The organism is uncultured Massilia sp., assembly GCF_913773735.1.
Lineage (GTDB): Bacteria > Pseudomonadota > Gammaproteobacteria > Burkholderiales > Burkholderiaceae_D > Telluria.
The window spans coordinates 26145-39945 of sequence record NZ_CAJYEB010000009.1 but is presented as its reverse complement, the minus strand read 5'-3'; the positions used below and the strand labels follow the sequence as shown (position 1 = coordinate 39945).

Below are 13801 nucleotides of genomic sequence, written 5' to 3'. Positions count from 1 at the left end.
GGTACTTCACTGACGGGCCGTCCGGGCGCCGCCGGCCACGCCGGGGTGCCGGATATGTACCCGGGTACCAGGCCGTTCCGCGCCACCGGCGCCGGAGCGCCCCGCCGCGATGCCGGCCCGCCGCTCGCGCCCCGCGGAGTTAGTCCGCCCATTGATTTCAGGAATTGCATGCCGAACGATCTCATTCCTCCTTTCGAGGCGGACACGCTTGCCGACGCGCTGGACGCACCGTCCGGCGCCCGCCCGGTGTCAAGCCGCATCCGCGCGCGCCTGCAGGCCAGCGGCGCCCGCTTCTTCGCCAACGACAATATCTCGGCGCACATGGCGCCCGGCGAGGTCGACGAGCTGGTCGACGAAGTGGCGGGCAAGATGCAGGACGTGCTGGCGAGCCTGGTCATCGACACGGCCGCCGACCACAATTCGCGTGACACCGGCCGCCGCGTGGCCAAGATGTTCGTCAAGGAAGTCTTCGGCGGCCGCTACGAGCCGATGCCGTCGGTGACGGAATTCCCCAACGTGTCGAACATCGACGAACTGATGGTGGTGGGCCCGATCACCGTGCGCAGCGCCTGCTCGCACCACCTGTGCCCGGTCATCGGCAAGGTCTGGATCGGCGTGGTGCCGAACGCCCAGTCGGAGCTGATCGGCCTGTCGAAGTATGCGCGCATCGCCAACTGGATCATGAGCCGCCCGCAGATCCAGGAAGAGGCGGTGATCCAGCTGGCCGACGCGCTGGAAGCGATCATGGCGCCGGACGGCCTGGCGCTGCTGATGGAAGCGGACCACTTCTGCATGCAGTGGCGCGGCGTGAAGGACATGGACGCGTCGATGGCCAACAGCGTCATGCGCGGCGTGTTCCGCGAGGATGCGGCGCTGCGTCGCGAATTCCTCTCGCTGGTAAAGCGTTAATAAAGTATTATCGCCGTTGCCAGGTCGGCAGCGGTATCACACGGCGCCGGCTCCCTTGGCCGCGCGCCGGCAGCGCTCGGAGCAGAACTTCACGTTCTCCCAGTCGCGCTCCCACTTTTTGCGCCATAGAAACGGCAGCCCGCAGCGGGCACAGGGCTTGCTCGGCAAGTCGGCTTTCTTGCGCATCTTCACGGTCGGTCCCCTGGATTCCCGGTGGCAGGCCATCTTCAAACCACGGCATGACGGGCGAACGCAGCCCGTTCCGGACGCGCCGCCAAGCATGGCGGCGCAGGCAGCCTCCGCATGCCGTCGCAATACCACCGTGCCGCGCGGCCACGCCTGGCACGGTGCAGTTTTAAGGAGTGTATATGCAAATGTTGCTTTCGGCAGGCTTCATCCTGCTGGTCGTGCTGTGGGGCATCGTCGCCCCGGACAGCATGGCGACCGTCTTCGACAGCGCGCTGGTCGCGTTGACCCGCAACTTCGGCTGGTTCTACCTCTGGGTAGTGCTCGGGCTGGTGCTGTTCGCCGCCTTCGTCGCCTTCAGCCGCTATGGCGAACTGAAGCTCGGCGGCGAGGATGACGAACCCGAATTCTCGATCGGCAGCTGGTTCGCGATGCTGTTCGCCGCCGGCATGGGCATCGGCCTGGTGTTCTGGGGCGTGGCCGAGCCGCTGTCGCACTACGGCACGCCGCCGCCCGGTATCGCGCCGCACACGCCGGAAGCCGCGAATGCCGCGATGCGCTACGTGTTCTTCCACTGGGGATTGCATCCCTGGGCCGTGTACAGCGTGGTGGCGCTGGCGATGGCCTTCTTCCAGTACCGGCGCAACGGCATTGCGTTGATCAGTACGGTGACCGATACGCTGCCATGGCGGCCGGTGCGCGCGCTGGGCGGCCTGTTCAATGGCCTTGCGGTGGTCGCGACCGCGTTCGGCGTCGCCGCCTCGCTGGGCGTGGGCGCATTGCAGATCAACAGCGGCCTGCAGGCCGTGTTCGGCGTCGCCGTCGACGAGGCGTGGCAGGTCGGCATCATCGTCGTCACGGCCGCCATCTTCATGGCTTCCGCCGTGAGCGGCGTCGACAAGGGCGTCAAGCTGCTGTCGAACCTGAACATGGTGGTAGCGGCCCTGCTGGCGCTGGTCGTGTTCCTGGTCGGGCCGACGGTGGCGATCATCGAGACGTTCAGCAATTCCATGGGCAGCTACCTGAGCGAGTTCGTGCGCATGAGCCTGCGCGCCACGCCATTCCGCGACAGTACCTGGGTCGGCAGCTGGACGGTTTTCTACTGGGCATGGTGGATCTCGTGGTCGCCGTTCGTCGGCCTGTTCATCGCGCGCGTCTCGCGCGGCCGCACGGTGCGCGAATTCATCGTCGGCACCGTGCTGGCGCCGTCGATCGCGGCATTCCTGTGGTTCTCGATCTTCGGCGGCAGCGCACTGTACATGCAGATCTGGCAGCACGTGCCGATCGCCGAGGCGGTCAAGGCCGACATGGCGACGGCATTGTTCACGATGTTCGGGGCCATGCCGTTCGGGCTGGCGATGTCGGTCGTCGCCACCTTGCTGGTACTGGTATTTTTCGTGACATCGGGCGATTCCGCCGTACTGGTGCTGGGCATGATGAGTACCGGCGGCAATCCCAACCCGTCGGCGCGCGTCAAGCTGGTCTGGGGCACGCTGGTGGCCGGCATCGCGATCAGCCTGTTGCTGGCCGGCGGACTGAAGGCGGTGCAGACGGCGACGATCCTGTTCGCGCTGCCGTTCGCCCTGGTGATCGTGCTGATGGTGGTGGCCCTGTGGCGCGCCCTGCGCGAAGACTGGATCGCGGAAAGCCGGCGCGAGCGCGAGATGCGCAAGCGCCTGCGCGAGATGGCCGCGAAGTGAGGATTCACGGGCCGTCGACCGGCCAGTAGCCGGCGTGGCGCGTCCGCACCTGCGCGAGGTCGGGCGCGAAATCCAGGGCGGCTTGCGCGCGCGCCAGCGCCAGCGCCGCATGGCGGCGCGCGGCGGCACGCATCGAGGGGCAATTGTGCCCCAGCTCTCCCAGCACGCGCTGCAGGCGCAGCCCCACCTCGACGGTGCCGGCGCCATCGCGCGCGATGGCGGTGAAGGCGTCGTCGAACAGCGTGTCCATCGACACCGCGGGTACGGCCACGCGGTCGCAGCGCGCGTCGCTGTCGTCCGGCTCCTGCCTTTCGGCCTCGAACAGCAGGCGCTGCAGCGAGCCGAGTACACCGATGGCCGTGCCGGCGTCGTTGATGCCGGCCGACAGCGCGCGACAGGCGATTTCGGCCAGCACCAGCATCCCGAAGCGCGGGTCGTCGTCGAACTGGCGTTGCGTGCCGACCACGAACGCCTTGGCACAGGCCGCCGTGGCGCCTTCCGTGTCGTCGCGGCCGGGAGCGAACACGATCCTGCCGAGTGGCCGGCCGGCGTGCACGAACGTGCCGGGCAGGGCGGCCACGGCGATGCGCGCGCCGCGCTTGGCCGCTTCACGCTGCAGCGCGGCAACGTCGATGCGTTGCACGTAGCCGACCTGCGCCGCGTGGAACGGCACCCCATCCGGCATCCCGTCGGGCGCAACGCCGCCCATGTGCGGTGCGCGCCGGCGCCGCACCAGCGCGGCGCCGGCAGCGCGCTCGACCTTGGCGACGATCGCCCCGATCCGTCCCAGGCGCGCAATCCGGTCCACCCAGCGCACGAAGGTCAGCACCACGACGACCAGCACCACCATCATCAGCACGAACAGCGTGAATCTGCCGGCACGGCCGTAGTAGCCGTTCATCGCCGCGCTCAGCGCGACGATGCTGAAGATGAACGCGCCCATGTAGGTGGACAGCGCGTTCTGGGAGACGTCGTCGGCGACGATCAGCGGAAAGGCGCGCGCCGTCGCCACCTGGCCGGTCGATGCGTAGGCCGATACCATCGAGGCCACCGCGAAGGTGGCGATCGCCAGCATGCTGGCGGCGATGATCTTCAGCAGGGCGATGACGGATTCCTGCGTGACTTCCGGAACGTCGCCATCGACGATCATCCCGTCCGCCAGGCGCGCCAGCAGCACGCCCGCCACCGACAGCAGGCAGGCCAGCAGCGGCTTGATCCACAGGCGTTCGCGCAGGCGGCTGAACAGGTAGCGCAGTTGGTCTCGCATCGTTCGGTCTTCGGAAGTCGTCGTCGGGCCACGATGGCACGGTCCGCGCGCCGCGTCGGTACGCTGGCATACGCTGTCGGGCAGGCGCATGCGTCCGCCGGCACGACGCGGCCCGGCGGTACAATCCGCCCATCGGATCGAAAAGGAATGCCATGCGCCTCTTGCCTGCCACGTTGTCTTGCCTGCTCGCCCTGGGGTTCGCGCCGGCCGCGCGCGCCCAGTCCGTCGTGACCATCGGCAGCGCCTCGCCGCTGTCCGGCCCCGGCGCGCACCAGGGCAAGGACATCGAGAACGGCGCGCGGATGGCGATCGACGACCTGAACGCGAAGCACATCGCCATCGGCGGCAAGACGGTCAAGTGGGTGCTGCAGGCCGAGGACGATGCCAGCGACCCGAAGCAGGGCACCGCGGTGGCCCAGAAGCTGGTCGACGCCAGGGTCGCGGCCGTGGTCGGCCACCTGAACTCCGGACCGACGGTGCCGGCCTCGAAGATCTACCACAGCGCCGGCATCCCGCAGATCTCGCCGGCCGCCACCACGCCGCTGTACACCCACCAGGGCTACGAGACGGCGTTTCGCGTCGTCGCCAACGACAACATGGTCGGGCGCACGCTGGCGAACTACGCGATCCGTGAGCTGAAGGCGAAGAAGATCGCGGTGATCGACGACCGCACCGCCTTCGGCCAGGGCCTGGCCGACGAATTCGCCAGGAGCGTCAAGGCCGTCGGCGGCGCGCAGCTCGTCAGCCGCCAGTTCACCAACGACAAGGCGACCGACTTCAACGCCATCCTCACGCAGATCCGCGCCACCAGGCCCGACGTGATCTTCTACGGCGGCATGGATGCCGTGGCGGGCCCGATGCTCAAGCAGATGAAGGCGCTCGGCATCCAGGCGAAATTCGTCTCCGGCGACGGCGTGTGCTCGGAAAAGCTGCCGCAGCTGGCCGGCGACGCGCTCGGCGACGACAAGGTCACCTGCGTGGTGGCCGGCGGCGTGACCGGCGCCGAGGAGGCCGGCATGGACGCCTTCGTCCGGCGCTACCGCCAGCGCTTCGGCATCCCGCTGCAGACCTATGCGCCGTACGCGTACGACGCCGTGATGGTGTTCGCGACGGCGATGCAGAAGGCGAATTCGGTCGACCCGGCCAGGTTCCTGCCGGCGCTGGCCGCCATCCGATACCAGGGCGTCACGGGCACGATCGCCTTCGACGCCAACGGCGACCTGCGCGACGCCGCCCTCACGCTGTACACCTACCGCAAGGGCCAGCAGGTGAAATTGAAGGTCGTGCGCTGATGCGCTACATGGACTTCAGCTCCTGGCAGGGCATCATGACCACGCTGGTGGGGCTGGCGCTGGTGACCCTGATCGGCGTCGGCATTCGCGTGCTGATGATGCAGACCATCCAGCAGCGGCGCGAGCGCATGAACCGCCAGATCAACGAACGCCTGCGCACGCTGATCGCGGCCTACCGCACGCTGGGCGGTTCCTTCACCGGCCAGCTGACGGTCGATCCGACCCACCTGCGCGACGTGCGCGCGGACAGCCAGCAGGCGGCCGAGGATCTGAGCGCCCGGCCGGCGCAGGAGAGCTCGGACCGCGCGCGCCGCATCCGCGACGCCGTCGAGGCGGCGCTGGCCGACATCCTGCTGCTCGGCACCGAGGAACAATGCCGGATGGCGGCGCAGGCCGCCAGCGACATGGCGGCCGGGCGCCCGATCCACACGGCCGAACTGGTGATCGCGCTGCGCGACTTCATCCGCGACGCGCTCGACCTGGGCCCGGTCCCGGCCGGCACGACGATCCCGCTGCAGGGGCCGACGCGGGTGCAGGGCAATGGCGGCGGGCGCCGGAACGAGGGTGGCGCCAAGGGCGGCGGCGGCGGTGGTGGCGGTGGCGGTGGCGGCGCAGACGGCGGCGGCGGTGGCGGCGGCATGGCCATGGGCCTCGGCCTGGGCCATCGCAACGACCACCATGATCCGGCTTGAACGCAGGCGCGCGTCGCAGGCGATAATGGCACCTGACGGTTCACGAATCCAGCCAGTTCGCCCATGTACATCACGCTCGACGCCATCCGCAGCCAGTTCGATGCCGGCACATTCGCCCGCGGCCAGGACTATGCCCGCAAGGGCAAGGTGCTCGGCCTGCGCGTGCAGGGCGACAAGCTGCTCGCCGAAGTCGGCGGCAGCGGCGGCGCCGTCTACCAGCAATCGATCCGGCGCCGAGACGGCCGCGGCGGTGTGCGCATCGAGGGCCGTTGCAGCTGTCCCGTGGCGGCCAACTGCAAGCACGTGGTCGCGGTCCTGCTGACCGCCATCGCCTTGCAGGATGCCCCGGTGCCGCCCCCGCCCCGGCCGCAGGCCGGCGCCGCGAACGGCCTGTCCGCCGCCACCGAGCTGTGGCTGCGCCAGGTGGCACTGCTGAACGAGGTCCTGCGCGGCGCCGCGGCCGCGCCGGGCGCGCCGGACGCGCCCGCGTTCCGGCTCGCCTTCGTGCTCGTGCCGGACGAATCCGGCGACCAGCTGGAACTGCACATGTGCAAGGCGCGCCTGGACAAGCGGGGCGACCTCGTGGGCGTCTCGCTCCAGGACGACGTCGGGCAACTGCTGCAGGCGCCGTGGGTGCCGCGCGAAGACCAGCCGCTGGTGCGCATGACGGCCGCCCTGCGCGCCGGCAGGTTCAGGGACATGCGGCCGGCCGGGCCGCTCGGATTCCGCCTCTTGACGGACTTGTGCGCGCAGGGCCGGCTGTATTTCGTCGCCGACACGGCGCGTTTCCAGCACGCCCGCCTGCACGAGGTGGTGCCGGGACCGCAGTACGAGGCGCACCCCGCCTGGCGCCCGTCCGCCGACGATCCCGACGTCATCGGCCTGTCCTGGTGCTTCGCGGACAACGAAGCGATCGACTACCTGCTGTCGACCGAGCCGATGTGCTACCTGGACGGCGGCGAGGACGCGATGGTGCTGGGGGCGCTGTCCCTGCCGGCGCACCTGGCGGCCATTCCTCCCGAGGCCTTGCTGGCGATGACGCTGCAGGCGCCCGACGTGGCGCCGCACGAGCGCGCGGCGGTGGCGGCGCGCCTGGCCGAAAACGGCCTGGACCGCATCCTGCCGCTGCCGCAGGCGTTGCAGACGCGCCGCCGCGCGGACATCGTGCCGGTGCCCTGCCTGCTGTTGGACGGCAAACTGGAAAAGCTGCGCGGCGGCGGGCGCTGGCACGACTATGCGCAGGTGAATTTCTCCTACGACGGCCTGGTCGTCGACGCCGTCGACGCGCCCGTGCTGCGGCGCCGCGCCGGCGAGGACGTCGAACTGGTCGAGCGCCAGCCGGCCGCCGAACGCGCGGCCTTCGAGACGCTGGCCGGGCTGGGGTTCACCCTGCCGGCGCCCGGCTCGCCACTCGACGACATGCCCTGGCTGCTGCAACTGCCGACGCCGGAACGGTGGCTGGCCTTTGCGCGCACGGAGGTGCCGCGCCTCGTCGCCGCCGGCTGGCAGGTGGATACCGGCCCCGGCTATCGCTACGAAATCCTGGCGCCGCAGGACTGGTACGCCGAGCTGGCCGAGGAAGGCGAGGGCGGCGACGGCTGGTTCGCCCTGGAACTGGGCATCCTGGTCGACGGCGAGCGTCATGCGCTGCTGCCGCTGCTGGTGCAGATGATCCGCTCCGCGCCGCACGACTACGACGCCGCCGCGCTGGCGGGCTGGGAGGACGACCACGACCTCATCGTGGAACTGCCCGCCGGCGTGCGCGTCGTGCTGCCGGCGCAGCGCATCAAGCCGATCCTCGCCACGCTGGGCGAGCTGTATTTCACCGAACGCCTGGGCGCCGCCCTGCGCCTGCCCTGGCTCGACGCCGCGCGCCTGGCCGAGCTGGAACAGGCGGCCCAGCTGCGCTGGATGGGCGGCGAGCGCCTGCGCGACCTGGGCCGCAAGCTGCACGCATTCGGCGGCATGCGCGAGGTCGCGGCGCCGGCCGGCCTGCGGGCGCAGCTGCGTCCCTACCAGCTGACCGGCCTGGCGTGGATGCAGTTCCTGCGCGAATACGGCTTCGGGGGCATCCTGGCCGACGACATGGGCCTGGGCAAGACCATCCAGACGCTGGCCCACGTCCTGGCCGAAAAGGAGGCGGGCCGCCTCGACGCGCCCGCGCTGGTGGTCGCGCCGACCAGCCTGATGGGCAACTGGCAGGCCGAGGCGGCGCGCTTCGCCCCCGGCCTGCGCGTGCTGCTCCTGCACGGCAAGGACAGGAAGGACGCGTTCGACCAGGTCGCCGATGCCGACCTCGTGCTCACGACGTATCCGCTGCTGGGCCGCGACGAGGACGCGCTGCGCCGCCACCGCTACCACCTGCTGATCCTGGACGAGGCGCAGTACATCAAGAACCACCGCTCCAAGGCGGCGCAGACGGCCTGCCTGCTCGACGCGCGCCACCGCCTGTGCCTGACCGGCACGCCGGTGCAGAACCACCTGGGCGAGCTGTGGTCGCAATTCAACTTCCTGATGCCGGGCCTGCTGGGCGACGACAAGACCTTCCGCGCGCGCTACCGCAAGCCCATCGAGCAGGACGGCGACGTGCTGCGCAAGGACCTGCTGGCGCGGCGCCTGAAGCCCTTCCTCCTGCGCCGGACCAAGGACAAGGTGGCCACCGAGCTGCCGCCCAAGACGGAAATCGTGCTGCACGTCGACTTCGGCTCGGCCCAGCGCGACCTGTACGAATCGGTGCGGGTGGCGATGGACGAGCGCGTGCGCGACGAGATCGACCGCAGGGGCGTGGCGCGCAGCCAGATCGTGATCCTCGACGCGCTGCTCAAGCTGCGCCAGGTGTGCTGCGACCCGCGCCTGTTCCAGCCCGCCAGCACGGCCGGCTCGGCCAAGCTGGACGCCCTGCTCGAACTGCTCGACACCCTGCTCAGCGAAGGCCGCAAGGTGCTGGTGTTCTCGCAGTTCACCAGCATGCTGGCCCTGGTCGAGCAGGCGCTGCGCGCGCGCGGCGTCGCCTATGCCCTGCTGACCGGCGACACCGAAGACCGCGCCGCGACCGTGGCGGCGTTCCAGCAGGGTGAGGTGCCGGTGTTCCTGGTCAGCCTGAAGGCCGGCGGCGTCGGCCTGAACCTGACGGCGGCCGACACCGTGATCCACTACGACCCGTGGTGGAACCCGGCGGCCGAGAACCAGGCCACCGACCGCGCCTGGCGCATCGGCCAGGGCCAGCCGGTGTTCGTGTACAAGCTGATCGCGAGAGGCACGCTGGAAGAGATGATCCAGGACATGCAGCGCCGCAAGGCCGCGCTGGCCGACGCCCTGCTGGCGCCGGAAGGCGGCCTGGCCGAGGCCATCCGGCCGGACGACCTGCGCGCGCTGTTCGCGCCGTCGTAGCCGTTCCCGCCACCGCCACCGCCGTCATCGGCGGGTCACATTCGCGCATTACAGTCGGACGCTCCAGCATGGACGGGAGCGGCGATGGAAATGCACGGCGTAGCGAAGCACGGCGCGGGGCGGCAGCCTTGAGCGGCGACGATTTCCGGTTCGGCATGGCCGGCAAGCGCATCGTCGTGCTCAGCGTTCCGGCCGGCGCCGGGCATGTCCGCGCCGCCGAGGCGATCCGCTGCCGCGCGGCGGGGGCCCCTTTCGATGCCGACGCCATCCACCTCGATGCGATGGACTACGCGGCGCCGCGCCTGCGCAAGGTGTACACGGACCTCTACCTGTGGCTGGTGAGGCGCGCGCCGGGCCTGTGGCGCCACGTGTACCGCCTGACCGACGCCGCCGCGCCGGACGGGCGCTGGAACCGCCTGCGCCGCCGGATCGAGCGGCGCGACAGCCGCGCGCTGGTGCGGCGCATCGCCGCGCTCGCGCCCGACGCCGTGGTCTGCACGCATTTCCAGCCGGCCGAGATCCTGTCGCAGCAGCTGGCCGCCGGCGCGCTCGCTTGCCCGGTGTGGGTGCAGGTGACCGACTTCGACCTGCACCGCATGTGGGTCCATCCGCACGTCGCCGGCTATTTCGTCGCCAGCGACGAGGTGGCGTTCCGCCTGCGCGCGCTGGGCGTGCCGGCCGCGGCGATCCACGTGACCGGCATCCCGATCATGCCGGCGTTTTCCCGTCCGCCGGAGCGCGCCGAATGCGCGCGCGAACTCGGCCTCGATCCCGCCATCACCACGTTGCTGCTGATGGGCGGCGGCGCCGGCCTGGGCGGCCTGGGCGCGATGGCGCGGCGCCTGCTCGCCATCCCCGGCAACTTCCAGCTCATCGTGCTGGCAGGGCGCAACGCGACCGAACTGGCGGCGCTGCGCGACCTGGCCGCGCAGCATCCGGGCCGGCTGGCGCCGCTGGGCTTCACCGACCGGGTCGAGCGCCTGATGGCGTGCGCCGACCTGGTCGTCACCAAGCCGGGCGGCGCCACCACGGCCGAATGCCTGGCGCTGGGCCTGCCGATGATCGTCAACGCGCCGATCCCCGGGCAGGAAGAACGCAACGCCACCTTCCTGCTCGAACACGGCGCGGCCCTGGAGGCCGGCGACCCGCAGGCCCTCGACTACCGCGTCCGCTACCTGCTGGCGCATCCGGCGAAGCTGGCCGAGATGCGCGAGCGCGCACTGGCCCTGGGCCGCCCGCACGCCGCCACGCAGGTACTGGAAACCATCCTCAAGCACACCGAAAACCAAGATGCCGTCATTTGAACTGCCGCACCCGGGCCAGCTCGCCGCGACCCTGGCCTGCGTGCTGGCCGCCGCCTACCTGTTCGCGCGCGTGGAAGTCGAGATCGAGGGCGACGCCGGCTGGGCCGCCAACCTGCCCACCTGGCGCATCGAGGAACACCCGCTGCTGGACCTCTTCTGGGGCGGGCGCGCGATGACCGGCTACCACCTGTGGATGTTTTCCTTCATCGGCGTGTTCTTCCACTTCCCGCTGTGCTTCATGGGCCAGTGGTCGTGGCAGCTGGAGGCGCGCGTGGCCGCGTCGATCATGCTGTTCTGGATCGTCGAGGACTACCTGTGGTTCGTGATCAATCCGGCCTTCGGCTGGCGCCGCTTCAAGAAGGAGCACGTCACGTGGCACAAGCGCTGGGCGTGCGGGGCGCCGATCGACTACTGGCTCTTCGGCGCGATCAGCGTGGTGCTGTTCTGGTACGGCTACGGTGCTTGACGCGGCACGTCGTCCCGGCGCAGGCCGGGACCCAATTTTCGCGAGCAGCCGGGCTGCGGGCACATCCGGTCCCGGCCTGCGCCGGGACGACGGTTTTGACGTCAGCGGGACGACGCCAGATCGAGCGCGTGGCGCACCCGCCGGCACAGTTCGTCCGAGGTCCGCGCGATCAGTTCGTCCGGGATGGCGAACTTGGCCGTCAGGCGATCGTGGTCCTCGAAACCGTAGGACACCATGAACGGGTGCATGCCGGTGTGGATGGCCGCGGCGAAATCCTTGTGCTCGTCGCCGCAGACGTAGGCGCGCGCCGGATTGATGCCGAACTGTTCGCGGATGGCGCGGAACTGCGCGGTCTTTTTTTCGCCCAGCGGCACGTGGACGAGGAAGTCCAGGTCGTTGATGTCGATGTCGTGGCGCAGGAACAGCTGGCGCAGCGTTTCCAGCGGGTCGTTGGTGATGTTGCGGGTGACCACGCCGACGACGACGTCCGGCGCGGCGATGAGTTCGCGCACCAGGTCGGCGATGCCGTCGTACAGCGCGGCTTCCTCGCGGTACACGGTGGTGAGGCTGTCGACCAGCCTGGCGCGGCTGTTCTTGCGCAGGTTCTTGCGCAGGATCGTCGGGAATTCCTTCAGGCCGCCCAGGTATTTCAGCAGGTTGTGGCGCTTCTGGAAGCGCGCCTCGTCGCCGATGACGAGGCCGTGGCGCGCGAAGGCCGCCTCGATGGCGGAAAACGCGTCGATCGTGGTGCCGTCCGCGTCGAGGATCAACAATCGTTTATTGCTCTTGTACATATGTTTGCCGGGCGATACCTGTTTCCGACCATCATACAAGGGCGGTCGTGACAGGCGTATGACAGGGACCGTGCCTGGCAGTACCGTGCGGACGCGTTGCGCCGGCTGTGGTCAAATCGCCTCTCATCACAGCCAGGAGGACGTATGACGGACGAATTCAAGGCCGGCGACAAGGTGCAATGGCAGGCGTCGCAGGGCACCGTGCGCGGCACGGTCAAGAAGAAACTGACGGCGCACACGGCGATCAAGGGGCACGAGGTGGCAGCCTCGGCCGACCATCCGGAATACCTGGTCGTCAGCGACAAGACCGGTGCCGAGGCGGCGCACAAGGCGAGCGCGCTGAGGAAGGTGTGAATCGGCCCCCAGGTTGATTCCGCGTAAATAGTTATCCATTGTGGTTCAGCGCACGGACGGTCCCAGGCGTGCGCGGCATCCTGAAAGCGTCATCCGAACCAACGCACAAGGAGCGCAATCATGGGTAAATATTTTCTCGCATGGCTGATGGGCGTGCCCGCCGTCGTCCTGGTCATCCTGTACTTCTTCTTCCACTGATCGGCACGATGGCCGAACGATGCCGGCGCCACCCTCGGGTGGCGTCGTCGCATCCGGGCGGCGCTATTTGCGCAGGACCGGCATGCGGCCCACGTTGGCCCCGTCCTCCGCGCCGACGTTGCCGAAGTAGACGTCCAGGTCCTGCGCCGGCTTGAAATTGCGCAGGCGCACCTGGTAAGTCTTCGCATCGATCTTCCGGAACGTCCCGGGGAAGCACAGGCTGACCAGTTCGGCCGGATCGTCCTTGCGCACGTTGAGCGTGAAATCCTCGATGCCGCGCTTCCAGGTATTGCCGGTCTTGAGGATGTAGGCCACCTTGGCCGCATTCAGCCAGTACCCGCCCGGGTCGCCATGGCGCGCCGCCAGCCTGTTCCAGCTTGTCAGGAACGCCGCGTCGGCGCAATACCGCTTCGCCGTGTCCGCATCCATGCCCGACTCGCCCGGGCCCGCCGCCACGAAGGGGCGATAGGCATGGTGCACGCGCACCACCTTGTTGCTCGGGAACTTTTGCTTCCACACATAGTTGATTTGCACTTCCCAGAGCGGACCGGTGTCGCCCGTCTGCCCCGCGCCGTACAGCTTCGATCCGGCCAGTTGCTGGCGCTGCCGGGCGCTCAGCGGCGCCACGCCGGCCTGCTTGCCGAAGCTGGGGTGGTAGGCGATCTGGGCATCGCTCAGGCCCAGCTTGCGCAGCCGGGCGGTGACGTCGACGCCGTCGAGCAAGGCCTGCACGACGGTGTCGAAGCGCACCGGCTTGCCGTCGACGGCGATGGAAAAGCCGTCCGGCTGGCCGTAGTAGCTGTCGCTGACCTGTTCGAAGGCCGGATAGGCGGGCAGGGGGAAGACGATGGTTTCCTCCACGTCCGCGGCGGATTCGTTGACGAATTCGTAGTCGACGCTGATGCGGCGGTGGCTGACGTCGAGGACTTCCTTCTTCATGGCGATGGCATCGGTCTTGTGGAACACGATGCCGCCGGCGCCGACGGCGCCGATGCCGTCGTTGGCGGAGGCCGCCAGCGGGAGCAGCGGAAACAGCGGGAGCAGCAGCGTGGCGAGCGTGGCGGGCGTGGGTTTCATGCGTGGCGATGGTTGAGATATTGGACGATGGCCAATATACCGAACATCGCCGGCGGCACGCTACGCCGCCCGGCAAGGCGGGAGCGCGGGCGGGATTGTTACCCGATCCGTAACGAACAATCCCCGTTGCCGGTATTTTTCGGCACGGACCGGGTCACTATCATGGGTCCCG

12 protein-coding genes are annotated in these 13801 nt (G+C 69.4%); 8 read left to right on the top strand and 4 right to left on the bottom strand.

Annotation, left to right across the window (positions count from 1 at the left end):
• Positions 1 to 168: 168 nt before the first annotated feature.
• A complete protein-coding gene (gene folE / locus QZ749_RS03280; protein ID WP_296943192.1) occupies positions 169 to 909 on the top strand; it encodes a GTP cyclohydrolase I in 741 nt (246 codons plus the stop codon).
• Positions 910 to 945: 36 nt separating this feature from the next.
• On the opposite strand, the gene QZ749_RS03275 is transcribed toward folE, so the two are convergent.
• Positions 946 to 1095, bottom strand: a complete 150-nt coding sequence (locus QZ749_RS03275; RefSeq protein WP_296943270.1) for a DUF2256 domain-containing protein — start codon at positions 1093 to 1095, stop codon at positions 946 to 948.
• Between the two features lie 182 nt (positions 1096 to 1277).
• On the opposite strand from QZ749_RS03275, the gene QZ749_RS03270 reads away from it, so the two are divergent.
• Positions 1278 to 2795, top strand: a complete 1518-nt coding sequence (locus QZ749_RS03270) for a BCCT family transporter (protein WP_296943190.1) — start codon at positions 1278 to 1280, stop codon at positions 2793 to 2795.
• Positions 2796 to 2799: 4 nt separating this feature from the next.
• Here the strand turns inward: QZ749_RS03270 and QZ749_RS03265 are convergent, their stop codons facing one another.
• The gene (locus tag QZ749_RS03265; RefSeq protein ID WP_296943188.1) at positions 2800 to 4062 is read right to left on the bottom strand and encodes a DUF2254 domain-containing protein; all 1263 of its coding nucleotides are present in this window, start codon (positions 4060 to 4062) and stop codon (positions 2800 to 2802) included.
• A 152-nt stretch (positions 4063 to 4214) separates the two neighbouring features.
• Here QZ749_RS03265 and QZ749_RS03260 point away from each other — a divergent pair, with 152 nt between their 5' ends.
• The 5 genes from QZ749_RS03260 (at position 4215) to QZ749_RS03240 (ending at position 11206) form a co-directional block, all read left to right on the top strand.
• Entirely contained in the window at positions 4215 to 5354 is a 1140-nt protein-coding gene (locus tag QZ749_RS03260) for a branched-chain amino acid ABC transporter substrate-binding protein (RefSeq protein ID WP_296943185.1), read from the top strand.
• Entirely contained in the window at positions 5354 to 6046 is a 693-nt protein-coding gene (locus tag QZ749_RS03255) for a hypothetical protein (protein WP_296943183.1), read from the top strand. Before QZ749_RS03260 ends, QZ749_RS03255 begins: the two co-directional genes overlap by 1 nt.
• Before the next feature lie 63 nt (positions 6047 to 6109).
• The gene (locus QZ749_RS03250) at positions 6110 to 9436 is read left to right on the top strand and encodes a DEAD/DEAH box helicase (protein ID WP_296943182.1); all 3327 of its coding nucleotides are present in this window, start codon (positions 6110 to 6112) and stop codon (positions 9434 to 9436) included.
• Between the two features lie 155 nt (positions 9437 to 9591).
• Complete coding sequence (locus tag QZ749_RS03245; RefSeq protein ID WP_296943268.1) at positions 9592 to 10740, top strand: glycosyltransferase; 1149 nt, start codon at positions 9592 to 9594, stop codon at positions 10738 to 10740.
• Entirely contained in the window at positions 10727 to 11206 is a 480-nt protein-coding gene (locus QZ749_RS03240) for a hypothetical protein (RefSeq protein WP_296943180.1), read from the top strand. The genes QZ749_RS03245 and QZ749_RS03240 overlap by 14 nt, the downstream gene beginning before the upstream one ends.
• A 101-nt stretch (positions 11207 to 11307) precedes the next feature.
• On the opposite strand, the gene QZ749_RS03235 is transcribed toward QZ749_RS03240, so the two are convergent.
• On the bottom strand, positions 11308 to 12000 hold the full coding sequence (locus tag QZ749_RS03235; RefSeq protein ID WP_296943178.1) for an HAD family hydrolase: 693 nt from the start codon (positions 11998 to 12000) through the stop codon (positions 11308 to 11310).
• Positions 12001 to 12144: 144 nt separating this feature from the next.
• Between QZ749_RS03235 and QZ749_RS03230 the strand changes: the two genes are divergently transcribed.
• Positions 12145 to 12354 carry a DUF2945 domain-containing protein gene (locus QZ749_RS03230; RefSeq protein WP_296943177.1) on the top strand — a complete coding sequence of 70 codons (210 nt, stop codon included), beginning with the start codon at positions 12145 to 12147 and terminating at the stop codon, positions 12352 to 12354.
• Positions 12355 to 12615: 261 nt separating this feature from the next.
• Here QZ749_RS03230 and QZ749_RS03225 read toward each other — a convergent pair whose 3' ends face one another.
• On the bottom strand, positions 12616 to 13629 hold the full coding sequence (locus QZ749_RS03225) for a DUF4424 family protein (RefSeq protein WP_296943175.1): 1014 nt from the start codon (positions 13627 to 13629) through the stop codon (positions 12616 to 12618).
• Positions 13630 to 13801 lie beyond the last annotated feature (172 nt).